Source organism: Sphingomonas citri (genome assembly GCF_019429485.1).
In the GTDB taxonomy this organism is placed as follows: domain Bacteria; phylum Pseudomonadota; class Alphaproteobacteria; order Sphingomonadales; family Sphingomonadaceae; genus Sphingomonas; species Sphingomonas citri.
The window spans coordinates 1-26,223 of the sequence record NZ_JAHXZN010000003.1 but is presented as its reverse complement, the minus strand read 5'-3'; the positions used below and the strand labels follow the sequence as shown (position 1 = coordinate 26,223).

The 26,223-nt window shown below is 66.9% G+C and carries 21 protein-coding genes and 2 pseudogenes; 15 read left to right on the top strand and 8 right to left on the bottom strand.

The window, feature by feature from the left end; all coding sequences use genetic code 11:
* The first annotated feature begins 47 nt into the window (after positions 1-47).
* Positions 48-983, top strand: a complete 936-nt coding sequence (locus KZ820_RS10560) for a ribose-phosphate pyrophosphokinase (RefSeq protein WP_219748606.1) — start codon at positions 48-50, stop codon at positions 981-983.
* A 20-nt stretch (positions 984-1,003) separates the two neighbouring features.
* Here the strand turns inward: KZ820_RS10560 and KZ820_RS10555 are convergent, their stop codons facing one another.
* On the bottom strand, positions 1,004-2,374 hold the full coding sequence (locus KZ820_RS10555) for a sugar porter family MFS transporter (RefSeq protein ID WP_219748605.1): 1,371 nt from the start codon (positions 2,372-2,374) through the stop codon (positions 1,004-1,006).
* A 16-nt stretch (positions 2,375-2,390) separates the two neighbouring features.
* Positions 2,391-3,401 (bottom strand): histone deacetylase family protein, encoded by a 1,011-nt coding sequence (locus tag KZ820_RS10550; protein ID WP_219748604.1) that lies wholly within the window; start codon positions 3,399-3,401, stop codon positions 2,391-2,393.
* A gap of 216 nt (positions 3,402-3,617) precedes the next feature.
* On the opposite strand from KZ820_RS10550, the gene KZ820_RS10545 reads away from it, so the two are divergent.
* From KZ820_RS10545 to KZ820_RS10490, 12 genes are all read left to right on the top strand, one after another.
* On the top strand, positions 3,618-4,292 hold the full coding sequence (locus KZ820_RS10545; RefSeq protein WP_219748603.1) for a hypothetical protein: 675 nt from the start codon (positions 3,618-3,620) through the stop codon (positions 4,290-4,292).
* Positions 4,293-4,379: 87 nt separating this feature from the next.
* Positions 4,380-5,354 (top strand): DMT family transporter, encoded by a 975-nt coding sequence (locus tag KZ820_RS10540; protein ID WP_219748602.1) that lies wholly within the window; start codon positions 4,380-4,382, stop codon positions 5,352-5,354.
* Positions 5,354-6,031, top strand: a complete 678-nt coding sequence (locus KZ820_RS10535; RefSeq protein ID WP_219748601.1) for a COQ9 family protein — start codon at positions 5,354-5,356, stop codon at positions 6,029-6,031. The genes KZ820_RS10540 and KZ820_RS10535 overlap by 1 nt, the downstream gene beginning before the upstream one ends.
* Before the next feature lie 74 nt (positions 6,032-6,105).
* The gene (locus KZ820_RS10530) at positions 6,106-6,402 is read left to right on the top strand and encodes a FeoA family protein (protein WP_373369022.1); all 297 of its coding nucleotides are present in this window, start codon (positions 6,106-6,108) and stop codon (positions 6,400-6,402) included.
* Between the two features lie 13 nt (positions 6,403-6,415).
* Positions 6,416-8,287, top strand: coding sequence for a ferrous iron transporter B (gene feoB, locus KZ820_RS10525; protein WP_219748600.1), 1,872 nt, complete (start codon positions 6,416-6,418; stop codon positions 8,285-8,287).
* 110 nt (positions 8,288-8,397) lie between these two features.
* Positions 8,398-8,967, top strand: coding sequence for a single-stranded DNA-binding protein (gene ssb / locus KZ820_RS10520; protein WP_219748599.1), 570 nt, complete (start codon positions 8,398-8,400; stop codon positions 8,965-8,967).
* Positions 8,968-9,205: 238 nt separating this feature from the next.
* Positions 9,206-10,411, top strand: a complete 1,206-nt coding sequence (locus KZ820_RS10515) for a site-specific integrase (RefSeq protein ID WP_219748598.1) — start codon at positions 9,206-9,208, stop codon at positions 10,409-10,411.
* The gene (locus KZ820_RS10510) at positions 10,408-11,970 is read left to right on the top strand and encodes a site-specific integrase (RefSeq protein WP_219748597.1); all 1,563 of its coding nucleotides are present in this window, start codon (positions 10,408-10,410) and stop codon (positions 11,968-11,970) included. The genes KZ820_RS10515 and KZ820_RS10510 overlap by 4 nt, the downstream gene beginning before the upstream one ends.
* Positions 11,942-13,975, top strand: a complete 2,034-nt coding sequence (locus KZ820_RS10505) for a hypothetical protein (protein ID WP_219748596.1) — start codon at positions 11,942-11,944, stop codon at positions 13,973-13,975. The genes KZ820_RS10510 and KZ820_RS10505 overlap by 29 nt, the downstream gene beginning before the upstream one ends.
* Positions 13,972-14,406 carry a hypothetical protein gene (locus KZ820_RS10500; RefSeq protein ID WP_219748595.1) on the top strand — a complete coding sequence of 145 codons (435 nt, stop codon included), beginning with the start codon at positions 13,972-13,974 and terminating at the stop codon, positions 14,404-14,406. The genes KZ820_RS10505 and KZ820_RS10500 overlap by 4 nt, the downstream gene beginning before the upstream one ends.
* A 4-nt stretch (positions 14,407-14,410) precedes the next feature.
* Positions 14,411-14,845 (top strand): nucleotide exchange factor GrpE, encoded by a 435-nt coding sequence (locus KZ820_RS10495; RefSeq protein WP_219748594.1) that lies wholly within the window; start codon positions 14,411-14,413, stop codon positions 14,843-14,845.
* Complete coding sequence (locus KZ820_RS10490) at positions 14,842-16,944, top strand: AAA family ATPase (RefSeq protein WP_219748593.1); 2,103 nt, start codon at positions 14,842-14,844, stop codon at positions 16,942-16,944. The genes KZ820_RS10495 and KZ820_RS10490 overlap by 4 nt, the downstream gene beginning before the upstream one ends.
* A gap of 440 nt (positions 16,945-17,384) precedes the next feature.
* Here KZ820_RS10490 and istB read toward each other — a convergent pair.
* A pseudogene (gene istB / locus KZ820_RS10485) lies at positions 17,385-17,883 on the bottom strand (IS21-like element helper ATPase IstB); the annotation flags it as partial.
* 1 nt (position 17,884) lies between these two features.
* A pseudogene (locus tag KZ820_RS10480) lies at positions 17,885-18,286 on the bottom strand (IS21 family transposase); the annotation flags it as partial.
* A gap of 605 nt (positions 18,287-18,891) precedes the next feature.
* Here KZ820_RS10480 and KZ820_RS10475 point away from each other — a divergent pair.
* Complete coding sequence (locus KZ820_RS10475; RefSeq protein WP_219748592.1) at positions 18,892-20,994, top strand: ATP-binding protein; 2,103 nt, start codon at positions 18,892-18,894, stop codon at positions 20,992-20,994.
* A gap of 63 nt (positions 20,995-21,057) precedes the next feature.
* Here KZ820_RS10475 and KZ820_RS10470 read toward each other — a convergent pair whose 3' ends face one another.
* From KZ820_RS10470 to KZ820_RS10455, 4 genes are all read right to left on the bottom strand, one after another.
* Positions 21,058-21,540, bottom strand: coding sequence for a c-type cytochrome (locus KZ820_RS10470; protein WP_007406258.1), 483 nt, complete (start codon positions 21,538-21,540; stop codon positions 21,058-21,060).
* Positions 21,541-21,554: 14 nt separating this feature from the next.
* A complete protein-coding gene (locus tag KZ820_RS10465) occupies positions 21,555-22,790 on the bottom strand; it encodes a molybdopterin-dependent oxidoreductase (RefSeq protein WP_007406293.1) in 1,236 nt (411 codons plus the stop codon).
* 89 nt (positions 22,791-22,879) lie between these two features.
* Positions 22,880-24,031: a TDT family transporter gene (locus KZ820_RS10460; protein WP_007406242.1), complete on the bottom strand. Its 1,152-nt coding sequence runs from the start codon at positions 24,029-24,031 to the stop codon at positions 22,880-22,882.
* Positions 24,028-24,900 (bottom strand): LysR family transcriptional regulator, encoded by an 873-nt coding sequence (locus KZ820_RS10455; protein ID WP_007406272.1) that lies wholly within the window; start codon positions 24,898-24,900, stop codon positions 24,028-24,030. The genes KZ820_RS10460 and KZ820_RS10455 overlap by 4 nt, the downstream gene beginning before the upstream one ends.
* A 146-nt stretch (positions 24,901-25,046) precedes the next feature.
* Here KZ820_RS10455 and KZ820_RS10450 point away from each other — a divergent pair, with 146 nt between their 5' ends.
* Positions 25,047-26,114 carry a molybdopterin-dependent oxidoreductase gene (locus KZ820_RS10450; protein WP_007406227.1) on the top strand — a complete coding sequence of 356 codons (1,068 nt, stop codon included), beginning with the start codon at positions 25,047-25,049 and terminating at the stop codon, positions 26,112-26,114.
* The last annotated feature ends 109 nt before the right edge of the window (positions 26,115-26,223 follow it).

Below are 26,223 nucleotides of genomic sequence, written 5' to 3'. Positions count from 1 at the left end.
TCGCCAGCCCCCCAGCCTAGAGCAACGGGCGCGAAAGGGTGTTCTCGATGAAATTGATGACCGGCAACTCCAACCTGCCGCTGGCGCGCGCGATCTCGGACTATCTCGAGGTGCCGCTGACCGAGGCGCTGGTGCGCCGCTTCGCCGACGAGGAGATCTTCGTCGAGATCATGGAGAACGTGCGCGGCGAGGACGTGTTCGTCGTCCAGTCGACCAGCTACCCGGTCAACGACAATCTCATGGAGATGCTGATCATGATCGACGCGCTCAAGCGCGCGTCGGCCAAGCGCATCACCGCGGTGCTGCCTTATTTCGGCTATGCGCGGCAGGACCGGAAGCCGGGGCCGCGCACGCCGATCTCGGCCAAGCTGGTCGCCAACCTGGTGACGACCGCGGGTGCCGACCGCGTGCTGTCGGTCGACCTGCACGCCGGGCAGATCCAGGGCTTCTTCGACATCCCCACCGACAATCTGTTCGCCGCGCCGGTGATGTCGCAGGACATCCGCGCGCGCTTCGGCGAGAAGAACCTGATGGTCGTCTCGCCCGACGTCGGCGGCGTGGTGCGCGCGCGCGCGCTGTCGAAGCGGCTCGACAACGCCCCGCTCGCGATCGTCGACAAGCGCCGCGAGCGCGCGGGCGAGTCCGAGGTGATGAACATCATCGGCGACGTCGAGGGGCGCTTCTGCGTGCTGATCGACGACATCGTCGACTCGGCCGGCACGCTCTGCAACGCCGCCGCCGCGCTGCGCGAGGCGGGCGCGGAGGGCGTGGTCGCCTATGTCAGCCACGGCGTGCTGTCGGGCGGCGCGGTGGCGCGGGTCGAGGGCTCGGCGCTGCACGAGCTGGTCATCACCGATTCGATCGGCAACCACGAGGCGATCGGCGGGGCGGCGAAGATCCGCCACCTCACCATCGCGCCGCTGCTCGCCGAGGCGATCCGCCGCATCGCCGACGAGTCGAGCGTCAGCAGCCTCTTCGACTGAGGCCCGCGACGGCACGGGCGTCAGCCGACGCCCAGCCGCCGCTCCATCTCCTCGAGCGGCACGCCCTTGGTCTCGGGGAAGTAGAGCGCCACCACGACGAGCTGCAGCAGCATCATCGCCGCGAAGACGTAGAAGGGCAGGCTCACCGACAGCGCCGCCACCGTCGGGAAAGCGGCGGCGATGATCGCGTCCAGCCCCCAGTGCGTCGAGGCGCCGACCGCGCTGCCGCGCCCGCGCACCGCGGTGGGGAAGACCTCGCTGATATAGACCCAGATCACCGCGCCCGTGCTCGGCGCGAAGAAGGCGATGAAGCCGATCAGCGCGGGCAGCACGATCCAGCCCGGCAGCGACCCGCCGAGCGCCAGCCCGGCCACGGTGAGGCTCGCCGCCATCCCGGCCGAGCCGACCATCAGCAGCGTCTTGCGCCCGAGCCGGTCGATCAGCAGCATGCCCACCGCCGTGAAGATGCCGTTGACGACTCCGATGATGATCGCCTGCACGTCGGCCGAGAGCGCGCCGCCGGCCGCCGCGAAGATGTCGTTGAGGTAATAGAGCAAAGCATTGATGCCCGAGAGCTGGTTGAAGCCCGCCACCAGCAGCGCCAGCATGATCGGCTTGCGATGGCGCCGCCACGACAGTCTTTCGCCGCTAGGCTTGGCGGCGAAGCCGGCGTGGATCGCGGCCAGCTCCTTCTCCGCCTGCTCCTCGCCCATGCCGACGCGGGCGAGCGCGTCACGCGCCTCAGCGGCGCGGCCCTTCGCCATCAGCCAACGCGGCGAGTGCGGGATGCGCAGCAGCAGCAGCAGGAAGACGATCGCGGGCGCGGCCGAGACACCGAACTTCCAGCGCCAATCGTCCGCCCCCAGCGCCAGCGCGGCGATGATCGCGTTCGACACATAGGCCAGCAGGATGCCGAGGATGATGTTGAACTGGAACGCCGCGACCAGCCCGCCGCGGCGCGCGGGCGGGGCGATCTCGGAGATATAGACCGGCGCCAGCACCGACGAGCCGCCCACCGCCAGCCCGGCGATCACCCGGAAGAAGACCAGCGACTCCCAGCTCCACGCCAGCCCGCAGCCGATGCCGCCGGCGACGTAGAAGAGCGCGAGCACGCGCAGCGTGTCCCGGCTGCCGAAGCGGTCGCCCGGAATCCCCGCGAACAGCGCCCCTACCAGCGTGCCCCACAATGCCGAGGACACGGTGACGCCGAGCCAGAAGCTGTCGAGCCCATAGGCGCGCGTCAGCGACACGGTGGTGCCCGAGATCACCGCGGTGTCGAAGCCGAACAGCAGCCCCGCCAGCGCGGCGGTGACGATACAGGCGAGCAGCCCGGCGTTGAGCGGCGGCGCGCTGCCGCCCGATTGATCCGGGGCTATCGCCGTCACCGCCATCTATCCTGTCCTTCCCTCAGCCTTCGAACCCGCTCAGCAGGCTGGCGACATTGGCACCCAGCGCGTTCACCGCATAGCCGCCTTCCATCACGATCGCGCACGGCAGCCCGGTCGCGGCCACGTCGCCCGCCAGGACCGCAAAGTCCCCGGTGGTGAGGCGGAAGTGGCTGATCGGGTCGCCCTCCCAGGTGTCCGCGCCGAAGCTGAGCACGAGGAAGTCGGCACCGAAGGCGGCGATCGCGTCGAGCGCGCGCGCCTGTGCGGCGCGGAACCCGGCCAGCGCGGCGCCGCGCGGCAGCGGCAGGTTGAGCGTCGCGCCCTCCCCCTCGCCCGCACCGCGCTCGTCGGCATGGCCCCAGTAGAAAGGATAGTCGCTCGCCGGATCGGCGTGGACCGAGGCGTAGAAGACGTCGCCGCGGTCGTAGAAGATGTCCTGCGTGCCGTTGCCGTGGTGATAGTCGATGTCGAGCACCGCCACCCGCGCGCGGCCCGCGTCCCGCGCCGCCTGCGCGGCGACGGCGGCGACGTTGACGTGGCAATAGCCGCCGCAATAGTCGCGCCCGGCGTGGTGGCCGGGCGGGCGGCACAAGGCGAAGGCGGCGCGCTCGCCTTCCAGCACCGCGTGCGTGGCGGCGAGCGCGGTCTGCGCGCTCCAGTAAGCGGCGTCCCAGGTCCGCTCGGTGATCGGCGTCGTCGCGTCGAAGGCGTGCGCGCCGAGCAGCGCGTCGATCCGCGACAGCGCCAGCGGGCGTCGGCCGACGATCGGGAAAGCGTAGGGGATCGCGTCGCCCGGCCGCCCCGCGGCGCGCCACAGCGTCGGCGCGTCGCGGAGGAAGTCGAGATAGGCGGCGTCGTGCACCGCCGCGATCGGCGCGAGACCGCGATCGGGCGGCGGAACCGCCCCACCGATGGCGGCGAGGATCATCTCGGCGCGCTGCGGCACCTCGGCGTAAGCGGTGAAGGCGCCGTTGTGCAGCTCCAGCTCGGGCGCGTGCGATGCCTGCTGCGGCGCGTAGAAGCGCTTCACCGGCGCGGGCGTTCGTGGCTGACGGTCAATCCGACTCTCGCGCGACCTCTGGACGATCTCCACGCCGTGGCGCCGGCACCGCGCCCGCGTCAAGTCGGCGGGAGGAATGTCCCAGATCCGGTCCACTTCCGTGGCGATCCCGTTTGACGACGGCGGGGTGCTCGGCGAGGTTCGCCCGCGGCCCGCGGGGGCGGGCCGCAAACGGGGGTTCACATCATGATTCATCTTTACGCCGCGGCCGCGGCGGTGTTGCTCGTGGGCGGCGCTGCCCGCGCGCAGACCGTCGCCGCGCCGGCGCAGCCCGAGGCCGTCGCGCCCATCGCGGCACCGGTGACCGGGCAGGCGGTGCTGCGCACCGGCACCGAGGTGCCGCTCAAGCTCACCGAGGAGCTCACCACCAAGGGGAAGAAGCTCAAGATCGGCCAGCGCGTGCACCTCGAGACCGCCGAGCCGCTGCTGGTGCAGGGCACCACCGTCGTCCCGGCGGGCACGCCCGCGGTCGGCGAGCTCACCGAGGTGCGCAACAAGGGCATGTGGGGCAAGTCGGGCCATTTCGCGGCGCGGCTGCTCTATCTCACCGTCAACGGTCGCCAGGTGCGCCTGTCGGGCGGCTTCGACGACAAGGGCACCGCCGGGGGCATCGGCGCCACCGCAGTGTCGGCGCTGGTGTTCCTTCCGGCGGGCTTCTTCATGACCGGCACCAGCGCGCATCTCGCGATCGGTACGCCGGTGAAGGGCTTCGTCGACGAGGACGTGCCGCTCGCCTTCGCCGCGGCGGCGCCGGCGCCGCTGGCGGTGACGCCGGCGGCGGCCACGCCGATCGTCGCCGCCGCGGCGGCGGCGCCGGTCGCCGCCGCCGTGCCGGTCGCCGCCGTCGTGCCAGCGAAGTGAGCCGCACCCGCGCCGCCCGGCCCGACCGGGTGGCGCGGGTCACCGCCGCGCTTTCCCGCGCCGGAAACGCGGCCTAAGGGTCGCGCCATGGACCAGCCGACCAGCGCCACCTCGCTCGCCGCCGCGCGCGCGCACCCGGAGACGGGCGCGGCGGCGTTCGTCGCGCTGGTGGTCGCCAACAGCGCGCTCGCCTTCGGGCCGCTGTTCGTCCGGCTCGCCGACGTCGGCCCGGTCGCCGCCGCCTTCTGGCGCATGGCGCTGGCGCTGCCGCTGCTCGGCGGTGCCGCGCTGGTGGCGGCGCGGCGCACGCGCGGGGTCGCACCCGCGACGTCCGCCTCGGCGCGGCGCTGGTGGCTGCTCGCGCTCGCCGGGCTCGCCTTCGCCGCCGATCTCGGCACCTGGCATGCCGGCATCCTGCAGACGACGATGGCCAACGCCACCCTGCTCGGCAATTCGGCGACCTTCCTGTTCCCGCTATGGGGCTTCCTGGTTGCGCGGACCTGGCCGACGCGGTGGCAGGGGCTGGCGCTGCTGCTCGCCGCGGCGGGCGCGGCGCTGCTGATGGGGCGCTCCTATCAGCTCGACCCGCGCCAGCTCGGCGGCGACCTGCTGTGCGTCTGCGCGGGGGTGCTCTACGCAATTTACTTCATCCTGATGTCGGACGTGCGCCGCGCGATGGCGCCGCTGCCCGCGCTGGCGCTCTCGTCGGCGGCGTCGCTGCTGCCGCTGCTCGTCTTCGCGCTCGCGCTGGGCGAGCGGATCATGCCGGGGAACTGGACGCCGTTGCTGGGCGTCGCACTGGTGAGCCAGGTGATCGGCCAGGGCTGCATGATCTACGCGCTGGGTCGCGCCTCGCCGCTGGTGGTCGGGCTGGCGCTGCTGATCCAGCCGATGGTCGCCACCGCGGTGGGCTGGGTCTGGTTCGGCGAGACGCTCGGCGGCCCCGACCTGGTCGGCGTGGCGATGATCGCGGCGGCGCTGGTGCTGGTGCGGCGCGAGCGCGAGGAAGCTAGGCCGATCGGGGCGGCGGCGCCGGCCGAGGCGGTGACGGAGGAAGCGTGATGAGTGACGATGCCGCGGCGATCGCGCCGGAGGACCTGACGCTCGACGAGGTGCGCGCGCTGCTCGCCCCAGCGATCGCCGCCAACGCCGCCTTCGACGGCTGGGGCGACGCCGCCCGCGACCTCGCCGCCGAGAGCCACGACATCGACGCCGACGTCGCGCGGCTCGCCTTCGCTGACGGGCCGGTGGCGATGATCGACGCCTGGTTCGACCATGTCGACGCCGAGATGGCCCGCGCGCTGCCGCCCGAGCGGCTCGGCGCGATGAAGATCCGCGAGCGCATCACCGCGCTGGTCGAGGCGCGGCTGGCGGTGCTGGCGCCCGAGCGCGAGGCGCTGCGGCGCGCGCGCGCGGTGCTGGCGCTGCCGCAGAACGTCGCGCGCGCGGCGCGACTCGGCTGGCGCAGCGTCGACCGCATGTGGCGGCTCGCGGGCGACCGTGCGACCGACTATAATCATTACACCAAGCGCGCGATGCTGCTGGCGGTCTATGCCGCCACCACCACCGTCTTCCTCGACGACGAGAGCGAGGCGCATGCCGATACCAGCGCCTTCCTGGCGCGCCGGATCGACGGCATCATGCGCTTCGAGAAAAGCAAGGCCGCGTTCCAGCAGCGCGCCACGCGTCGCCCCAGCCTGAGCCGCTTCGTCGGGCGACTGCGCTATCCGGTCGTCTGACCCGACGCGGCGATAGGACGACGCAGCTTATTGATAATCAGTTGCATGCGCCCTATACCGAGACCGTGACCGCGATCCGCTCCCCCCGCCACACCGCCGCTCACCATGCGGCCGACTCGCTCACGCTCGAGACGCTGCCGCGTCGACGGTCGGCGACGGTGGGTGCGATCGAGTGGGCGCGACTCGCTTCGCCCGAGGCGCGGCGGCTGCGCGAACTCGGCTTCGACGAGGGCGTCGCGATCGAGGTACTGCACCGCTCGCGGCTGGGCGGCGGGCCGATCGCGTGCCGTATCGGACGGATGACGGTGGCACTGCGCCGCGCCGTGGCGCGCGCGATCAGCGTCTCGCCCGATCCGCTGCCGGCGGAATGACCCGCCCCTCCTGATGGAACTCCCGCCGCTGGTCGCGATGGTCGGCAATCCCAATGCCGGCAAGAGCGCGCTGTTCAACGCGCTGACGGGAGCGCGGCAGAAGGTCGGCAATTACCCCGGCGTCACGGTGGAGCGGCACTCGGGCCGGCTCGCGCTCGAGGACGGCCGCCCGGTCGAGCTGGTCGACCTGCCCGGCGCCTACAGCCTCGACCCCGCCTCGCCCGACGAGCGCGTGACTCGCGACGTCGTCACCGGCGCGCAGGCGGGCGAGCGGCTGCCGGACGCGCTGCTGGTGGTGATCGATGCCTCCAACCTCGACAATCACCTGCGCTTCGCGATGCAGCTGATCGCGCTGGGTCTGCCGGTGGTGGTGGCGCTCAACATGGTCGACCTCGCCGAGCGCGACGGTTTGGTGCTCGATCCCGCGGTGCTCGAGCGCGAGCTCGGCGTGCCCGTGGTGCCGACCGTCGCGGTGCGGCGTCGCGGCATCGATACGCTGCGCGGGCAACTCACCGCGCTGGTGGGCGGCGCACCCGCGGCGGCGGGGATGCGCCGGCTGCGCGCCTCCGACGGCAGCGTCGACGACGATATCGTCACCCTCCAGCGCCGCGCGCGCGCGATCGCCGCCGCCGCGACGGTGAGCGAGACACCGGTGCGCCGCTGGAACCACATGCTCGACTCGGTCGCGCTCCATCCCCTGTTCGGACCGGTGCTGCTGGTCGCGCTGCTCTTCGTCATGTTCCAGGCGGTGTTCAGCTGGTCGGAGGCGCCGATCGGCTGGATCGAGGGGGCCTTCGCCGCCGCGGAGGCGTGGCTCAAGGGCGTGCTGCCCGACGGCTTCCTGCGCTCGCTGCTGACCGACGGCGTGATCGCGGGAGTGGGCGCGGTGGTGGTCTTCCTGCCGCAGATCCTGATCCTGTTCCTCTTCATCCTGGTGCTCGAGGCGAGCGGCTATATGGTCCGCGCCGCCTTCCTGATGGACCGGCTGATGGCGCAGGTGGGGCTCTCCGGACGGGCCTTCATCCCGCTGCTCTCCAGCTTCGCCTGCGCGGTGCCCGGGATCATGGCGACGCGCACGATCGAGGACGAGAAGGACCGGCTTACCACCATCCTGATCGCTCCGCTGATGACCTGCTCGGCGCGGCTGCCGGTCTATACGATCATCATCGGTGCGTTCATCCCGTCGCGGCAGGTCCTGCCGTTCGTGGGCCTGCAGGGGCTGGTGCTGTTCGCGCTCTACCTGCTCGGCATCGTGGGTGCGTTCGTCGCCGCGCTGCTGCTGCGCCGCACCGTGACGAAGGGTGAGTCGTCGGGCTTCATGATGGAGATGCCCAAATATCAGATGCCGCGGCTGCGCGACGTCGGGCTGGGGCTGTGGAGCCGCACCGAGATCTTCCTCAAGCGCGCGGGCACCACGATCGCCCTCACCACGGTGGTGCTGTGGGCGCTGCTCAGCTTCCCCCAGGCGCCGGCGGGGCAGCGGCAGGTCGATTACTCGATCGCCGGCCGGGTCGCCGACGGGCTCGAGAAAGTGGTGCGCCCGATCGGCTTCAACCACGATATCGCGTTGGCGCTGATCCCGGCGATGGCGGCGCGCGAGGTGGCGGTGGCGGCGATCGGCACCGCCTATGCGATCGATGACGTCGAGGACGATGCCGGCGAACAGGGGCTGGTGGAGAAACTGCGCGGGCGCTGGTCGCTGCCCACCGCACTGGCCTTTCTGATGTGGTTCGTGTTCGCGCCGCAGTGCATCTCCACGATCGCGGTGACGCGGCGCGAGACCAACGGGTGGCGCTGGCCGCTGTTCATGATCGGCTACCTCTTCGCCGCGGCCTATGTGATGGCGGGTATCACTTATTGGCTGGCGGTGGCGGCGGGGCTGTGACTATCTAGGCCATCGGTCGTTTGCCCGCCACGCGCGGGAACGCCGCGGGACGCCGGCGCGGGCCGGCACTCACCAGCAGGCGCCGGCGGTACCGGCGCGCAGAGGATTCGATGGCAGGCAGCGTCAACAAGGTCATTCTCGTCGGCAATCTCGGGCGCGATCCCGAATCGCGCTCGTTCCAGAACGGCGGCAAGGTGGTGAATCTCCGCATCGCCACGTCGGAATCGTGGAAGGATCGCAACACCGGCGAGCGCAAGGAGAAGACCGAGTGGCATTCGGTGGCGATCTTCAACGAGGGGCTCGCCAACGTCGCCGAGCGTTACCTGCGCAAGGGCAGCAAGGTCTACATCGAGGGCCAGCTGCAGACGCGGAAGTGGCAGGACCAGCAGGGCAACGACAAATATTCCACCGAGGTGGTGCTGCAGGGCTTCAACTCGGTGCTGACCATGCTCGACGGCCCGCAGGGTAGCGGTGGCGGTGGCGGCGGCGGCGGCGGCCGCGACGATTTCGGCGGCGGTGACGACTTCGGCGGCGGCGGTGGACGTGGCGGGTCGCGCGGCGGCGGCGGCTTCGGCGGCGGCGCGGGCGGCGGTGGCGGCTCGAGCGGCGGCGGCAGCCGCGGCGGTGGCAATTTCGGCGGCGGCTTCGCGGACGACCTCGACGACGACGTGCCGTTCTGATAACGGGTAAGGCTTAAATCTGTAACTATTCGCCGTGTTTACGAGGCGAAAAACGCCAGATCAAGCGGAAAACCTGTAACTAGTAACGAGGCATTTTTGCCTGAATATAACGGGTGGCAGTTGTAACTGCTGCCCGTTTTTTCTGTGACCCACGATGACTTACCGGCTATGTACGTTTACGTAGCGGCCTTGACTATCAACCAATCAGTTACAGATTGCCTTGCAAGAAGGGGCGATCATGACGGACGGACGCGGCTACAGCACCAAGATCATCCGCCTTGAAAGCGGAGAGCGCTTCCCGCTGATGGTCTCGCGTGCCACCGGTCTGCCGGATGCCCAAGTCTGCAGTTACAGCATCAGCCAGCAGCGCACCGGTTCGATCAACAGCGCCAAGCGCGAGGTCGACAGCCTCTGCCTATTGCACGAGTGGCTAGACAAGCAGGGCATCGATCTGACGCAACGCGTCGAGAGCGGCACGCTGTTCGCCCCGCACGAGATCGACATGCTTTCCGAATGGATGCGGGCGAGCAAGAAAGAACCCCGATCCATCAGGGGGACGCCCATTCCCCGCGCCGTGAAGGCCGACACACATTCCGATCGGCTGGGCTGGACCTGCGACTACATCGAGTGGCGCACCGCGCCCATTATCCATCGGGCGTCGACCCCCGCGCATGCCATCAACCTGCGTGCGCGTTTGACCGAGGTCCGCGAACAGATCGACTCGCTTCGACGGTCGGGAAGGAAGGGTCAGCGCGAGGCGTTGACGGACGAGCAGCGCGAGTTCCTCCTTGCCGTCTGTCGTCCCGACGACACCCGCAATCCGTTCAAGCCCGAAACGCGATATCGAAACTTCGCAATCGTCCTCATGCTGGACGAACTCGGCACGCGGGAGGGGGAGCCCCTCGTGCTTAAGGCCGCCGAGGACCTGAGGCTTCACGGCGCAAATCCAAGCATCGTCATCGTGCCTCGTCCCAACGATCCGGACGAAGTCCGACGCAAGCCGCCGCTGGTCAAGACGATGGGTCGGACGCTCATCGTCAGCCGCGTCTTGGCGACTGTACTCGATACTTACGCGATGCGGCATCGCGCCGGACTGAAGGGGGCTAAACGTCAGCCGTTCTTCTTCATGGGAACAAAGGGCGATGGCGCGGCCATGTCGCTCGACAGCGTCTACGACATCTTCGAGGTGCTGCGGCTTCGCTTTCCCGAAGATCTGCCGGCTGACCTCAATCCCCACAAGATGCGGCACACTTGGAATGCCCGCTTTCGGCAGCGAGCGGCCGAACTCGGCTGGAAGGATGCATTCCGCGACACGGTCAACAATTATCTGATGGGCTGGGCGAAGAACTCGAAACAGTCGGTCAACTACTCGCACAGCGAGATTGTGAAGGAGGCGAGCCGCATTCTGCTCGACCTTCAAGGTAAGATCGAGGCCATGGCATGAATGCACCTGCATCACTTCCGGAATTTGAGCAGCGTCGCTGGCCGCCGGCTAACACGACGATCGTCGATCGCGCAGGCCTGCCTGTCGACGTCTCCGGAAGGGTTTGGCGCCTGAACAGCCCGAGCGGCGATAAGGTGCTGAACTGGGATCTGGTGAAGTTGCCGGAGGGGCAGATCCTAGACGCCTTCCGATGCTTCATAGTCCATCACATCGTTAGAACCTCGGCTTGGACCACCTACAACACGTTCGGCCGCGTGCTACATCTGCTTCACACCCCGGCAGCAATCACCGCTGCCGCAGAGGGCCGCACTTTGCCCTATCTGGCCTTCAGCGAGGCCCGCGTCAAACTCGGCGCCGAACGGTCATACCTGTTGCACGAGAGCCGCCTGATGTACCGATGGTGTCGTCGACAGCGGCTCGAGTCCTTCTCGACCGACGTGGAGGACAGGCTGACCGGCCTCGTCATTGGCGGAAACGCTAAGGGGAGAGCTGTTAGGTCGCAGGATCCCACCGAAGGTCCTCTGACCACCCAGGAAGTCGCGAACATTATCACCGCCCTGAAGGCCGCCCGGGTCGAAGGCACCATTCCGGTTGCCGAACAGGCCGCACTGGTGCTGTGTCTCGCAACGGGAAACAATGCATCCCAATACGCCGCGCTTCGCGAAGATGATCTCGTACCGGTTGAAGCCAATGGAGCCATCACCTGCTACATCCTGAATATTCCTCGCCACAAGAAGGGCGAGGAACGCCTTCGGACTAGTTTTAGACAGCGCAAGCTGAATACGTTCTTCGGCAACATTCTTGCGGAACTCTGCGAACAAAATCGAGCCACACCGCATCCCGGAGATAAATTCTCTCGCCCTCTCTTTAGGCGAGATACGCCCGCGCTCTCGCGTGGCAACATCGAAGATGAATGGCTTTATCATTGTGCAGCGTTCGAGTTTACAAAATTAATCCAGTCGGCCATTCGCCGTCTTGGCGTGCTCGGCCGGGACGGCAACCTGCTGGAAGTGACAACGCGGCGGTTCCGCTACACCTTCGCCAGCCGCATGGTAAACAACGGCGCGTCCCGTGCCGCCGTTGCCGACGCGCTTGACCACAGCGACCTCCAGAACGTTCCAGTCTACTGGGAAATCCATTCCGACATCGTGGAACATCTTGATCGGGCTATGGCCATGTCTCTTGCGCCTCGCGCGCAGGCGTTTGCCGGCATCGTGCGGGACGAGCATGATGCTATTCGAGGGGGCGAGAAAGGAAGCCGCCGCTTCCTTGTCGATTCTACGGCGCGCCGTTTCGCGCCCGTCGGCACCTGCGGTAGCTTCTCGTTCTGTAACATCACAGCCCCCTACGCATGCTACACCTGCGTCAAGTTTCAGGCGTGGATGGACGGCCCGCACGACGATGTACTCGCTCAGCTCATCATCGCGCGCGAGGAGCGGCAGTTGCAGGGTCTCGACCCGAAGATCGTCGGCATCGAAGATCAGCTGATCGTGGCGGTCGCAGGGGTCATCAAGCGCATCGAGGACATTCGTGCCCGACAAATGGCAGCCAATGATTGAGGTCCTCGAGACCCGCCCCCAGCGTGATGCCCGCCAGCGCCTAGCCGACTTCGTGCTTCAGGCTCGCACCGACTGCGCGGCGTTCGGCACGGATCTTGACTGGGACCGACCCGATTGGGACATAACGGCATACTGCCCCCAGCCGGCGAACAAATCACATAGTCGCAGCGTGATCTACTTTACGACGCACGAGGGTGGTTCGTCAAAGTCGATGAAGGGGCGAACGCCGCTTCCCGAGCCCTTCGCCTCGCTGATCAAGGCGATCGTCAGGACGCGGCAGGACGGAAATCCGCAGTCCGTCCACCCGCTCTCGAGGATCGTCAACGCGGCGCGCGACCTGTCGCTTGAACTCGCCGATCGCGGTCACGACCCGTGCCGACTCCTGCCGCAGGACTTCGCCGCCGCGGCCAACCGGGTGCGGCAGCGTGCGACCGGAGCGAGCGTGTATCGCTTGGGTCAGGCGCTCGAGATCATCGCCGCGACGATCGACGCCAAGGGAATCGGGTTCTGCAGGCTCGACTGGAAGAACCCGATTCCGCGCGTCGCGAACAATGGCAGCCGTCAGAGCGAGGTCGCCGACAGTGCCCGCTCGAGGAGCATCCCCGACGACGAGGTCTTCGACGCGCTCGCAGCCATCTGGAACGCCGTCGAGGACGAAAGCGATGTAGTGCTGATGGGTGCCGTCACGCTGCTCCACTGCGCACCTTGGCGGATCGTCGAGACGCTGGGCATCAACGAGAACTGTGAGATCGAGGAGCAGAAGGAGGGCGTGAACGGACCCGTCTTCGATCTGGACGGCATCGGCATCTTCCGCTTCGGCATCCGGTACTGGAAGGAGAAGTCCGGCGAGCCGGACGTGAAGTGGATCCCGACGGTCATGACGGACGTCGCGAAGCTGGCCATCGAGCGGGTCCGTTCAGCGACGGCCGGTGCACGCGAGCTTGCCCGCTGGCTGCACGACCATCCTGGGAGGGCATGGCTGCCCGACCCCGATCTCGATCCCGACAAGCTGTACACGGTGCGCGACGTGCAGGCGATGTTCGGCATGGCAGCGCCGGCGGCCGCGCTGCTGTGGCTCAAACAGCACGGCGTACCGCTTGAAGATCAGCTTCGTACGTCCGGCGGGAAGATGCGCAAGGTCGTGAGGCGTGCCGATCTGGAGGTCGCGCTTCTCGCCGACATGCCGATCATCCCCGCATCCGATCGGGAGACGCCGTTGCACGAACGGCTGTTCCTCAGCTTCCGGAACGCGCACCACGCAACGCGTGCCACGAACCCCTGCCTCCTAGAGATCGTGTCCGACCAGCAGATCCGAGACTTCCTGGGTGGGCGCAACGGCATCGTCGCATCCGGGTTCGATCGCATCCTCCAGCGGAAGGACCTAGTCGCACGCACGCACCAGTTCCGTCACTGGCTGAATACCCTCGCCCAAGCAGGCGGTCTCGAGCAGGGGCTGATCGCGCGTTGGTCGGGCCGTGACGACGTTGCTCAGAACAGCGAGTACGACCATCTGACGCCCACCTTCCTCGCCGAGCAGGCCCGCGAGCTGCTCCACGGCGGCAAGGTGATCGGTCCGCTGGCCGACATCCATACCTCGCTTCCGCCGGTGAAGCGGGAGGCCTTCGCGGAAACCGTCATCGCGACCGCGCACGTGACGGAGATCGGCTTCTGCCTGCAGGACTGGAACAGTTCGCCATGTCCCGAATTCGGAGCCTGCGCGACCTGCGAGTCCGCAGCAATCAAGAAGGGTGACCGCTTCGCTAGGGCACGCGCCGCACAGATGCGTGACGACAACGCCTGGATCGCGGAGCGCCTGATCGCCGAGGTCGACGACGGCACGATCGGCGCGTCTCAGCACCATCGGGCCACCGTGGACGTCGTAAGTGCGTTGGACCGCATCATCGCGATCCACGACGATCCGACTATCGAAGACGGTACGCTCGTCCAACCCAATGCGACCTCGCCTGCCCACTACGGCGGCCCCGACATCAGGATCACGGCATGACGGACAGGAAGACGCCCGGGCGCACCCGCGAGGCAATCACCGGCGACAGGCGGGACCAGATTGTCGGCCTGATTAATCGATGGACGAACGATTGGGGCAAGCTGACGGGGCCTGGCCTCGAAAAGAAGGTGGAGAGCTGTCTGAAGCTGAAGCTCAGTCGAATCGGCATGCTGAAACACCAGGAGATCGAGGCCGCCTTCAACGCCAAGCGGAAGGAACTCGACGGCGGCAAGCCGAAGCGGATCCGCCTAGTCGGCGAAGAACTCCTTCTGCAGCGAATCAAGCGCCAGGAGGAACAGATAGTAAAGCTGAAGGCCGTCGTGTCGGGCTACGAGGAGCGGTTCGTCCGTTACATCTACAACGCGCGGATCAGGAAGGGCATGACGGCCGAAGAGCTCGAGATGCCGTTGCCCAACCGCAACGAGGGATGATCCGATGCCCGAACCCAGCAATAAGGCGCGCGGCGAGGCCAATCACCAAGCGCTGATCGGCTACTTCGATCGCGTCGGTCCCGACATCCCGCGCAGGCCCGACGGTTCCGCCGACATCGCGGCGATCGTTCGCGACGTGCCGCTGAACGATCGGCAGCTGATCTATCAGAACGGTCGGAATCGCGACCTGTGCAATGCACGGTTCGCTCTGCACGGCATTCCGCCGATCGCGGCCAAGGGGTCTGCCGACGCCGAACCGTTCCAGCGCCCGGGTGCAGCCGCTCCGGACGAGGAAAAGAAGGCGCTCAAGCGGCACAACGACCAGCTGCAGAAGGAATTGCTTGTCGCACGCGCCGAGGCCGTCGAACTGCGCCGCCGCATGCGCCGCTACGAGGCCATCGAGTTCCATCTGGCGGACACGGGCCGCCTGCCGCGATGAGCGACGTCGCTGTCCGCGCGACCGTCACGCACGTGCTGAGCGCGGGCGTGCGGATGGCCGTCTTCCGCGCCGACGACGACGGGCACGTCCGCCGCCGCTTCATCGCCAGGGATCTGGCGAGGCCGCCGGCCACCGGCGAGACCTGGCACATCCGCGGCACCGCCGAGATCCACCCCGGCTACGGTCCGCAGGTCGTCGTCACCGACATGAAGCTCGCTCGCCCCAAAGGGCGCTTAATCGCGCGGCTGCTGGCCGGTCAGCGCTTCCCGGGCGTCGGCGAGGCGACGGCCAACAAGCTGTGGGACGCATTCGGCGAGCAACTGATCGACGTACTCGAGGCGGGCGACGCCGAGGCGCTTCTGCGCGCGCTCCCGGACGACAACCGCTCGCGCGCGCAGATCAAGACGATCCTTCTCGAATGGCCGCTGGTCGACGCCGAGCCGCGCATCCTGGCAGGCTTCGACCGCGTCGGTATTCCGCCGCGCATTGCCGCCAAGCTGCTTGCCGTCTACGATGCCGACGCACTCGATCGCATCCACGACGATCCATATCGGCTGCTCGCATTCACCAGCTGGAAGTCGGCGGACGCGATCGCCCGCCGGATGGGTCTCGGGGAGAAGGACGAGCGCCGTCTTGTGGCAGCATGCGAGGCGGCGTTGAACGTCCGTCTGGGCGACGGCGACACGCTGATGGACGGTAACGCCCTCCGGAAGGCCGCTGCGGCCCTCCTGGGCATGCCCGTGGGCGACGACGTCCTGGCCAAAGCCTCACTTCTCGGCGCCATCCGCAGGCGTCCCACCGGCTGGCAGTCGTCGGGAACCGCGCTCATGGAGGACGCGATCGCGCAGCGGATCGCGGACGAACTCGCCTCCTCATCGCGCGAACCGACCGTTCTCCCCCTCCCCCACCGGTCCGGTGATGGCGTCAACCTTAACGCCGGACAGGCGGCGGCCGTCGCGATGGCGATCACCGCCAACTTCTCGCTGCTCGTCGGCGGCGCCGGCACCGGCAAGACGACCACGCTGAAGGCCATCTGCCGTGCGGCCACGGCCGCCGGCATCCCGGTCGAGATGTTGGCGCTCTCCGGCCGCGCCGCCCTGCGCATGCGCGAGGCCACCGGCGAAATGGCCCGCACCATCGCGGGCTGGTTGATCGGCGTGGCGACCGGCCACGTCGATCTTTCCACCCTGCCCATGATCATCATAGACGAGGCGAGCATGGTGGACCTCGGGTCGCTGTACCGCATCATGCTCTCCGCGCCAGCCGGCTGCCGCTTCCTGCTCGTCGGCGACGACGGCCAGCTGCCGCCGGTCGGCTTCGGTCTGACCTTCCACGCCCTTCTCGGCGTCGACGCGATCCCGCGTACCGTGCTGACCGAAGTCATGCGCCAGGCGGCGGCGTCCGGCATACCTGCCACCGCGCAGTCGGTGCGCGACGGCGTCCTCCCCGACCTGCCGGCATTCGACGCCACCGCCGACCACGGCGTGTCGATCGCCGCCTGCGACGCGCGTGACGTGGTGACAACGGCCGTTACCATCCGCCGTGCTCTCCCGAACGCGCAGATCGTCGGCTCGATCAAGGGGGCCGGTGATCCAGCCGACGGCGGCACCGCGGCGATGAACGCCGCCCTGCACGACGCATGGGCGGTGGCGCGCAAGCTCAATCCCTTGACCTGGCTACGCGGGGAGCCCGTCATCTGGACGGTCAACGACTACGACCTCGACCTGTGGAACGGCAGCCTCGGCAATGTGCAGGGAATGACCGAGAACGGGCTCGCCGTCCGCTTCGACGAGGGCGACCGCACCATTCCGGCGGAGCTGCTCGAATATCTCGAGCCCGCATGGGCGATCACCACGCACAAGGCGCAGGGGTCGCAGTTCGAGATCGTGGTCGTGCCAGTCACTGCCAGCCGGATCCTCGATCGCGCCCTGCTCTATACGGGGATCACCCGTGCAACCCGGCGGGTCGTACTCGTCGGCGACCCCAAGATCATCCGCGACGCAGTCCGCCGACCGCCGCAGGCGACGCGGCGCGCTACGTATCTCGCTCAAGCCGTAACCGACTCCATCATCGCATCCGCCGAGGCTGAAGCCGCCTAGGACGAAACACTCGACGAGGGGAAACGCCCCCCCATCGGTCAGGCTGGAGGTCATCGCAGAACCTCTCTCCCAGCGTACGCTCTCATGACTGCCATCCGAGACGCCGGCCGAGTTTACCTCTTCGCTGGCTGTGACGCCAGCGGGCGCATTGACCTTGGCGGGTGTGCCGCGGGCGCCTGATCGACGACGATTGATCACGCTCTCATCCGCGGGTTGGTTACCGCACTACCCTTATCCGTCGCTGGGCCTGTCCACCGTCTAAGATTGTCAATCGGCGTCCAAAAAGGACCCCCTATCGGCGTCCAAAAGGCACCCCCTTCGTCGAGCAGCATAACGGGTATGACGGGTGCGCCGTTCGCGCTGGTTGCGGCGTAGGGCGGGCGTAGCCCGACCGGAGGCGCAACCAGCGCGAAGCGTCTTCTTCCGGTGGCCCCCGGGCGTCAGCTGCGGTGCTTGAATCGCCAGCTGTCGTTGCCGGTTTCGACGATGTCGCAGTGGTGGGTAATGCGGTCGAGCAGCGCGGTGGTCATCTTGGGGTCGCCAAAGACGGTCGGCCACTCGCCAAAGGCGAGGTTCGTGGTCACGATGACCGAGGTCTGCTCGTAGAGCTTGCTGACGAGGTGGAAGAGCAGTTGACCGCCCGAGCGGGCAAACGGCAGGTAGCCAAGCTCGTCGAGGACCACGAGGTCCAGGCGCGAGAGCTGGGCCGCCAGCGTGCCGGCCTTGCCGAGGCGGGTTTCCTTCGAGCCGGTTCACCAGATCCACCGTGTTGAAATAGCGCCCGCGGGCGCCGGCCCGTACCACATTGGCCGTGATGGCGGCGGCGAGATGCGTCTTGCCGGTGCCAGTTCCGCCGACCAGCACGACGTTGCGCCTGCCCGGAAGAAACGAGCCGCTGTACAGCGAGCGCACCAGCCCCTCGTTGATGGGCGTGCCGTCACTGATAGGCCTCGCCCGGCCGGAACAGCAGCGGGATGAACGCCGGCGCATCCATCACGTCGCGACGCCGAACCTGCCGCCAGCGCGCTGCATAGCGGCGCACTGCGTCGTACGAGCCGTCAAACCCCTCACGCAGCAGCAGATCGTGGATGCGCGTGAGCCGCAGCTTCTCGCGCCGCGGCCGCGCCTCGTCCTCCTCCAGCAACGCGTCCAGTCGCGCCTGGAACGGCCCCAGCTTGGGCAGCGGCTGAACCTCGCATCGGTAGCCCATGTCCGCCTCCGGCGCCCGAATCGCCTTGCGCACCACCTTGCGCGACAGGTGCAGGTCCCGCGCTATCGCCTTGATGGCCTTGCCCGACGCGTGCTCGCGCCGGATCCTCAACACCGTCTCCAATACCAGCATCCCGATCTCGCCGCCTGACACACCGCCAAGCGAGCAGCCTAGACCACCGGGATGAGGGGTCCTTTTTCGACGCCGATCACCTCGCTACCGGGGTCCTTTTTCCACGCCGATCCACAAGCCAGATCCCCAACTGTCCAACAGCAAAAGGTGAGGATTGGACGATAGTGCAGATTCCCGCAAAGGATGGTGACATGGGACAGTATCGATCCGTTGTAGCCGTCTGGGTCTACCTGTATGTCTGTCGCTCTGGCTGCTCGTAACGCCCGGCCTTTCGGAAGGGTGACATGCCCAAGAACCACTCATCGATGTACCGTGAAAACGAAACACGCGAGCGCGCGAGCGCCGCTGCTTCGTCACTGGAGCATGTCGCCGCCATGCATCTCAGGGCTGCCGTGAAATGGGGTGAACTCGCAGCGCGACAGGAGAAAGTCGAGCGGGGCTCATAGGCTGTCCGACACAGAGGACGTAAGCCGACAGCCGGGCAATTTGCAGATCATCACATGGATAGTTGATCTTTTCGGATCGCCATGCGTTGTGTGCCGACTTCGTCGGCGAGCCGCAATGCCTTCGGGGCACGATCTGTGCTATGCGGCCAGGAGTAGCCGATGCCGCATTTTCCCGCACCGACGCCCGAGCACCCGTTGGGTACGGAGACGCTGCTGATCGATGCGAGCAGCAAGCTCGCTCATGCCAAATCATTGGATGCGGTAGTCGAGGTTTTGCGTCAGACCGCCCGGGCAGCCTTGGGCGCAGAGGGCATCGCGGTGGTGATCCGCGAAGACGACCATTGCTTCTATGCCGCCGAAGATGCGGTCGGAAAGCTATGGTCCGGCAATCGCTTCCCGGTCGGTGAATGCGTTTCGGGATGGGCGATGCAGCACCGACAGACGGTGGTCGTTCCCGACACGGGGATCGACCCACGCATACCGCAGGATGCGTATGCACCAACATTCGTCCGCAGCATGATGCTGGCCCCGATTGGAGCGCCGGTCCCTGTTGCCGCCCTTGGTGCCTATTGGTCGGACGTCCGTGACCATGATCCTGTCACAATCCGGCGCCTTGAGGGACTGGCGACACTCGCTGGCATCGCAATCGAGAACGCCAGGCTGCTGCGCGTGGCGGGTGACGCCGATCGTCAGCGTGCGCTGATGTTGTCGGCCGGAAAGATGGGGATCTGGTCCTTTGACGTCGCGACGGGCGAGTTGCGAACCTCCGAGCTGTGCCGAATTAACTTCGGCCGCAACCCTGACTTACCGTTCACCTATGCCGATCTCCATGCCGCGATCCATGAAGACGACAGCGCCCGTGTACTCGCTGCGATCGAAGCCAGTCTGACGCAGGGTGTCGAATACCATATCGAGTATAGATTGCGGACGCCGGCGGGCGAGGTTCGCTGGATCGAGATCAGGGGTCAGCCCGGCTTCGGCCCTGACGGAACGTTACAGACCCTCGACGGCCTCTCGATCGACATCACTGAGCGCAAGCGAATGGAAGATGCCTTGCGCAGTTCCGCTGCAACACTGGAACATCTTGTCGAGCAACGGACCCGTGAGCTGGTGGCGGCCCAGGAGGCGCTCCGCCAGTCACAAAAGCTCGAATCGATGGGCCAGCTGACCGGCGGGGTCGCACATGACTTCAACAACCTGTTGACGCCGATCCTCGGCAGCCTTGATCTTCTTCAACGCCGCAAGGTTGGAGGGGAACGCGAACAGCGGCTGATCGAAGGCGCCCTGCAATCCGCTGAACGGGCAAGGACGCTGGTGCAGCGCCTCCTGGCCTTCGCACGCCGCCAGCCCTTGAAGGTCGAACCTGTCGATGCTGGGGCACTGGTGCGTGGGATCAGCGACCTTGTTGCGACGACGACCGGGCCGCTGATCCCGTTGCATGTGGAAGTGGGAGAAGACCTGCCGCTCGCGCACGCAGACGCTCATCAGGTTGAGATGGCGATCATCAACCTGTCGTTGAACGCACGCGACGCCATGCCGCGCGGCGGGAGGCTTAGCCTTTCTGCGCATCGGCGTAGCCCCGGTCGTCAGCATCCCGATGTACCGCCAGGGAGCTATGTCGTGATCGAACTTTCCGACAACGGGGAAGGCATGGACGAGGCGACACGCCTTAGGGCGATCGAACCGTTCTTTTCGACCAAGGGCATCGGCAAGGGCACAGGCCTCGGCCTGTCAATGGCGCATGGCCTGACGCTTCAGCTCGGGGGCGCTATGACGATCGAAAGCGAGTTGGGCGCAGGAACGACGATCAGCCTGTGGTTGCCGCTTAGCCGGATGGCTCACGCTCCGGTCGCATCGTCGCAGGCGTATGATCCGCTGGTAACGGGAATCGCCGTTCTCGTCGATGACGAAGATGTGGTGAGGGCCAGTACGGCCGACATGCTGGCGGAAATCGGTTTCGAGGTCATCGAGGCGCGCTCCGGGGCGGAAGCGTTGCAGGCATTTGGTGAACATCCGCATATCGACGTTCTCGTGACCGATCATCTGATGCCGGGCATGACCGGGGTCGAACTGGCACATTCGATCTTGCAAGATCGCCCCGACCTGCCCGTGTTGATCGTCTCAGGATATTCCGACAGCCTGGGCATTGAAGCTGGCTTTCCCCGACTTGAGAAGCCGTTTCGGCATCATGATCTTGCAAGCAAGCTTGCCACGCTTCTCACCAAGAATGGCGCCAGATCGCCGCTACAGTCGCCGATTTAGTGACAAGCATTCCGGCGACCGTCCCGATTGGGATGGTATTTCGGGATTATGGAAGTAGATCGGTTAGCCGGTTCCACCTGAGACATCAGGAGCCACTTTGGGGTCCGGGTCCTGCGCCTTGCCGGTCGCGGGTGCCACCTTCTGGCTCGGCATAGCGGTGAGATAAGCAACGATCGCATCGACGTCCTTCTCGGCCACTGGCGCCTTATACACCTCACGCATCTTGGTGACGGTCGCCTTCCACTGATCCGCCGATAGCGCAGGCTGGGTCAGCGCCATGCTGGCTGAGTGGCACGAGGTGCAATTGGCATTGATGACGTCGGCGTGCGGACCGTCGGGGTAGGTCGCGTCGTCGGCCGGCAGGTCGACGCTGGTCGAGGCAAGCGAGAAGCCGCGCGCTGACACGCTGGCGGCCGGTGCCGGCTCAGACATCTCGGAGATCGGAACGGGCGCCTTGCGGCTGCTCGGCGCGCCGATCGAGACGAGGATGATGCCGGTCAGGCCGATCAGGCCAGCAGCCATCATGCCGGGAGACGGAGTCTTCATGATTTGCTCGCTCCTCAGGCCGCGATGATGGTGGTGGTTTCAATGTTGCCGCGCATGAACCCGCCGGGATTCCAGATCGGCTTCATCGGCTGAGCGACACCGTTGGTGTTCCAGCAGCGCACCATGATGGGGTTAGGCCCGCGTCTCAGCGGCACCCGCCCGTCCCAGCGCCGGAAGCTGTACCTGCCCTCGTCCGCTCCGAGCGTCGTCCTGTACCAGGTGCGGCCACCGTCCGACGACACATCGACCTTGGCGACGCCGCAATCGCCGCCCATTGCGATGCCGCCGACCGGGATCGACGCTTCATAGGCGATCGCCTGACCATCGGGCAGGCTGGTCATCCAGCTACGCGGGATCATGCGATTGATCGGTACGGTCGGGAAGTCCTTGGCACCGGGCGCGACATTCGCGCCGGGTGTCGCGGGGATCTTGTAGGCCTTGGCCATCCAATACTGGTCGTCAGGGCCGGGCAGTACCTCGATCGCGTTCAGCATCTTGACCCAATAGGTCGAGTACCAGCCCGGCACGATCAGCCGGCAGGGAAAGCCGTTGAGGAGCGGCAGTTGCTCGCCGTTCATGCCGAAGGCGATCATGACCTCGCCGTCGCGGGCATGGTCGATGTCGAGTGCCTTCTCGAAGTCAGGAGCGCCCGCCACGACCGGCTGATCGAGAGCGCCGAAGCGCACCTGCACCGCGCCTGCCTTGACCCCGGCGAGGTCGAGCACGTCGCGCAGGCGAACGCCGAGCCACTTGGCGTTGCCCATCGCGCCATTGCCCCATTGCGCGCCGGCGACGCGCGGCTGGAACAGCCCGCGGCTGTTGCCCGAGCACTGGTTCACCGCCGCCATCTCGACCCGTGGAAGGCGCAGCAGCTGAGCGAGGCTGATCGACAGCGGCCGATTGACGTGGCCGAAGACGTTGAGGCGGAAACTTTCCACGTCGATCGAGGTCGGTATGTCGGCCCAGTGCCAGCGGACGAAGAACTGGTCGTTGGGCGTGAACACCGACTTGTCGAAGACCTCCATCGGCGTCTCCAGCAAGGGTGGATGGACGCGCTGGAGGATCATGCTGCCCTTGCCGGGAAAGGCGCTGGTCATCGGCCGCTCGGCATTGCCGCCGGGCAGCTTCAGGTCGACGAGCTGCTGCGCCAGTGCCGGCGCGGCGGCAAGGCCGGCGGTGCCGAGCGCGGCATGGCTGAGGAAGCGGCGACGGCTGGTCTCACTCGCCAGCCCGGCGTCGAAATTGTCCATGACAAGGCTCTCCTGTGGCCAGTCACGCTGGCGGATCGAAGGGGCATTCTGCAAGTGATCGGACCGACTGATCCGATCATCATGGCGGATCAGTTCGGGGTGGCGATGCAGGGCGAGACGAACAGGTTGCCCCGCCATGCACCGGCTAGCGTCTTGGCACCGACCAGCAGCCACATCGCCGCGAGCGCAACCGTCAGCACCGTGCCGACGATACCGAAAAACATAAGGTTCAGCGTCGTGCCGAGGCGGAAGGTGGCGACGGTGTAGACGCCGAGCGGGAAGGTGTAGCCCCACCAGCCGAGGTTGAACGGCACGCCCGCGCGCCAGTAGCGGATGGTGATAAGCGTCGCGAGCGCCAGCCACCACAGGCCGAAACCCCAAAGGCAGAGCCCGGCGACAACGCCGATCCCCTGCGCGACGGTGCCGACGCCGGCTAGCCCGTGCGCGGTGAGGATCGCCGGCGCATCCGCGCCGAGCACCAGCATGCCCAGAGCACCCGTGCCGATCGGCCCCAGCGCCAACCAGGAAGATGCCGCCATGCTTTCATGCGGCAACTTGTGGAGTGCCATGCGCAGGATGAGGATGGCGAGGATGCCAAACGCGACCGGCACCGAATAGGCCCACAGCACATAGGAGGTCGCGAGCGTCACTATCTGCGCGTGGGGATCGGTTAGATGCGGCGCGAGCAGCCCGCCGCTGGCGCCCGCCACTTCGGCAGCGACGACCGGCAGCAGCCATACGGCGGTCATGCCGTCCAGGCTGTGCTCGTGGCGGGTAAACATCAGGTAGGGGATCAGCACGCCGCAGGCGAGCGACATGGCGACGTCGATCCACCACAGGATATGCGCGACCGGCACGATGCCATTTCCGAACCGCGCGATGCCGAAGGCGAGACAGCCGTTGATGATCGTCGCCAGCCCCATCGGAATGGTCCCGATGAACATCGACACGGTGTTGTGCCCGAAGATGCGCCGCGCCTCGTGCCCGAACATCACCCAGCGCGCGCCATAGAGGCCGGCGAACAGCGCGAAGAGCGCGATATTGAAGAACCACAACACCTCGCCGACAGGTTTAAGCGAAGGCCCGATGCCGGGCACCTGCGGCAGCGCGAGGGCAAGGATGCCCGTGCCCATCGTCGCGGCGAACCAGTTGGGCGTGAACTGGCGGATCATCTCGCGGGGGTGATCGAGCCGGCTGAGCGGCTTGAGGCCGCTGAGAACGGAGTGCGTGTCGGCAGTCATGCGACCTGCTCCTTGATGAGATCCGTCAGCGCGTCGGCCGCGCGGGTGCGATAGCGTTCCTTGTGGCGCAGCGCGTGGAAGGCGCGGTCGGGCAGCCCGAGCGGCAGCTCGACGAGATCGCCAGCCTTGAGCGCGCGCGCGACGACCAATCGCGACAAGACGGCAACGCCGGCACCGGCCTCAACGGCGGTGCGCACCGCCTCGTTGGACGGCAGCGTCATCGCTATCGTCAGCTGGGCCGGATCAAACCCGCGCGTTCGCAGCACGTCCTCGAAAGTCGAGCGCGTACCCGATCCCTGCTCACGGACGATCCAGCGTGTAGTGCGCAGCCAGGCCTCGTCGATGCGTTCGGCTTCCTCGCGGCCGACCAGCACCATTGGGTCATGCCCGACATTCCAGTGGGCAAGCGCCGGTTCGTCCACCTCGCCCTCGACAAAGCCGAGTTCCGCCGCGCCGCTCAACACCTGCGCTGCCGCGCCTTCGGTGTTGTCGATCGCCAGCTCGACCGCGATCTGTGGGTGGCGTTCGTGGAAGGCGGCGAGCTTTGCCGGCAACCAATAGCTCGCGATCGTCTGGCTGGCGACGATCCGCAACGAACCACGCGCGAGCCCGGCATAGTCCGCGAGCATCGTCTCGGCATGCGCTGCCCGCCCCAGCACCGCGCGCGCTTCCTCCAGAAAGCCGCGGCCTGCCTCGGTAAGCTGGATGCCACGCCCGACGCGGTGGAACAGCGGAACGCCGTAGCGCGCTTCGAGGGCCGCAACCGCCCCGGAGGCAGCAGACTGCGTGACGTTCAGCGCCTCCGCTGCCTTGGTGACGTGTTCGCGCTCCGCGACACCGACGAATATTCTGAGCTGCTCCAAAGTCATGCAGCATATATCGCGTACTTAGATCGATACGACCAACCGTTTGATATGGTCATTCCAATCTGGATATCGGAATGGTCGGCAGCCTTTCGTCTGCGATGGTCTCGAAGACTTGAAGCGTTACGCGTGCCCGCGACGTTTGATCGTCCATGACCGATATGATCGAGCGCAGTTCTGATCCCTACAATGCCGAGCCGACGCCCGGTGCGTTGATCGAGCGGTTTCTGACGCCGCAGGCGCTGTTCTACGTGCGCAGCCACGGGCCGGTGCCGGATCTGCCCGCCAATCATCGGATCGAGGTGAGCGGGAGGGGCATGGCGAGCCGCTTCTTCTCGGTGCAGGAACTGAAGAGCACGTTTGCCACGCGCACGGTAACGGCGGTTCTCCAGTGCGCCGGCAACCGGCGTACCGATCTCCAGCAGGTCGCCAACACCTCCGGCGATCCGTGGGACGTAGGCGCGATCGGCAATGCGGAGTGGACCGGCGTACGCTTGGCCGATGTGCTCGATGCGGTCGGCGCGCCGGATGCGTCCGAGCTGTTCGTGGCGTTCACCGGCGCGGACGAGGTGGACGTGGAGGGTGAAGAAGCCTTGTTCGGGGTATCGATCGCCATGAGCAAGGCGCGGGAGCCCGACGTACTCCTCGCCTGGGCGATGAATGGCGAGCCGCTGACGCCCGAACATGGCGCCCCGCTCCGCATGGTGGTGCCTGGCTATGCCGGGGTCCGCAGCGCCAAATGGCTGACACGGATCGAGGTGCGTGAAACGCCCTCCGAGGCACCGATCCAGGCGCACGACTACAAGCTCTTCCCCGCCGCTGTGACGAGCGACACCGTCGACTGGAGCCAGGGTCTGACGATCAATGCCATGCCGCTCAACGCCGCGATCTGCTCGCCCGGTGCGGGCGAGAGTTTGGCCGCCGGAGAGGTGCGGATTGAGGGATATGCCATTGCCTATGACCGCCGTATTTCTCGGATCGAAGTGTCGGTGAACGGCGGTCGCGACTGGCAACAGGCGACCTTCGCCGATGATCCGGAGACGCGCTGGGGCTGGCGGCGCTGGATCCTTGACGCCACACTTGCCAAGGGACGCCAGCACCTTGTCGCCCGTGCCTTCGACGAGACCGGGCAGGGACAGCCCGAGCGGCCGGATACGATGTGGAATTTCGCCGGCTATCTGTGCACCGCCTGGCATCACGTTCACGTGCTGGTCGAATGATCGAAGCATCAGCGGCACCGGACGTCGCTTTCTGGATCGATGCGATTGGCCGGCTGGTGGTGGCGACCGCGGCCGGGATGGTGCTCGGCTGGGAACGCTCGCGTGAGAA

What these genes read in the sequence shown, in the direction of transcription:
- KZ820_RS10560 (WP_219748606.1), top strand. Translation starts at nt 48, where the DNA reads ATGAAATTGATGACCGGCAACTCCAACCTGCCGCTGGCGCGCGCGATC.
- KZ820_RS10555 (WP_219748605.1), bottom strand. Translation starts at nt 2,374, where the DNA reads ATGGCGGTGACGGCGATAGCCCCGGATCAATCGGGCGGCAGCGCGCCG.
- KZ820_RS10545 (WP_219748603.1), top strand. Translation starts at nt 3,618, where the DNA reads ATGATTCATCTTTACGCCGCGGCCGCGGCGGTGTTGCTCGTGGGCGGC.
- KZ820_RS10540 (WP_219748602.1), top strand. Translation starts at nt 4,380, where the DNA reads ATGGACCAGCCGACCAGCGCCACCTCGCTCGCCGCCGCGCGCGCGCAC.
- KZ820_RS10535 (WP_219748601.1), top strand. Translation starts at nt 5,354, where the DNA reads ATGAGTGACGATGCCGCGGCGATCGCGCCGGAGGACCTGACGCTCGAC.
- feoB (WP_219748600.1), top strand. Translation starts at nt 6,416, where the DNA reads ATGGAACTCCCGCCGCTGGTCGCGATGGTCGGCAATCCCAATGCCGGC.
- ssb (WP_219748599.1), top strand. Translation starts at nt 8,398, where the DNA reads ATGGCAGGCAGCGTCAACAAGGTCATTCTCGTCGGCAATCTCGGGCGC.
- KZ820_RS10515 (WP_219748598.1), top strand. Translation starts at nt 9,206, where the DNA reads ATGACGGACGGACGCGGCTACAGCACCAAGATCATCCGCCTTGAAAGC.
- KZ820_RS10510 (WP_219748597.1), top strand. Translation starts at nt 10,408, where the DNA reads ATGAATGCACCTGCATCACTTCCGGAATTTGAGCAGCGTCGCTGGCCG.
- KZ820_RS10500 (WP_219748595.1), top strand. Translation starts at nt 13,972, where the DNA reads ATGACGGACAGGAAGACGCCCGGGCGCACCCGCGAGGCAATCACCGGC.
- KZ820_RS10495 (WP_219748594.1), top strand. Translation starts at nt 14,411, where the DNA reads ATGCCCGAACCCAGCAATAAGGCGCGCGGCGAGGCCAATCACCAAGCG.
- KZ820_RS10490 (WP_219748593.1), top strand. Translation starts at nt 14,842, where the DNA reads ATGAGCGACGTCGCTGTCCGCGCGACCGTCACGCACGTGCTGAGCGCG.
- KZ820_RS10475 (WP_219748592.1), top strand. Translation starts at nt 18,892, where the DNA reads ATGCCGCATTTTCCCGCACCGACGCCCGAGCACCCGTTGGGTACGGAG.
- KZ820_RS10470 (WP_007406258.1), bottom strand. Translation starts at nt 21,540, where the DNA reads ATGAAGACTCCGTCTCCCGGCATGATGGCTGCTGGCCTGATCGGCCTG.
- KZ820_RS10465 (WP_007406293.1), bottom strand. Translation starts at nt 22,790, where the DNA reads ATGGACAATTTCGACGCCGGGCTGGCGAGTGAGACCAGCCGTCGCCGC.
- KZ820_RS10460 (WP_007406242.1), bottom strand. Translation starts at nt 24,031, where the DNA reads ATGACTGCCGACACGCACTCCGTTCTCAGCGGCCTCAAGCCGCTCAGC.
- KZ820_RS10455 (WP_007406272.1), bottom strand. Translation starts at nt 24,900, where the DNA reads ATGACTTTGGAGCAGCTCAGAATATTCGTCGGTGTCGCGGAGCGCGAA.
- KZ820_RS10450 (WP_007406227.1), top strand. Translation starts at nt 25,047, where the DNA reads ATGACCGATATGATCGAGCGCAGTTCTGATCCCTACAATGCCGAGCCG.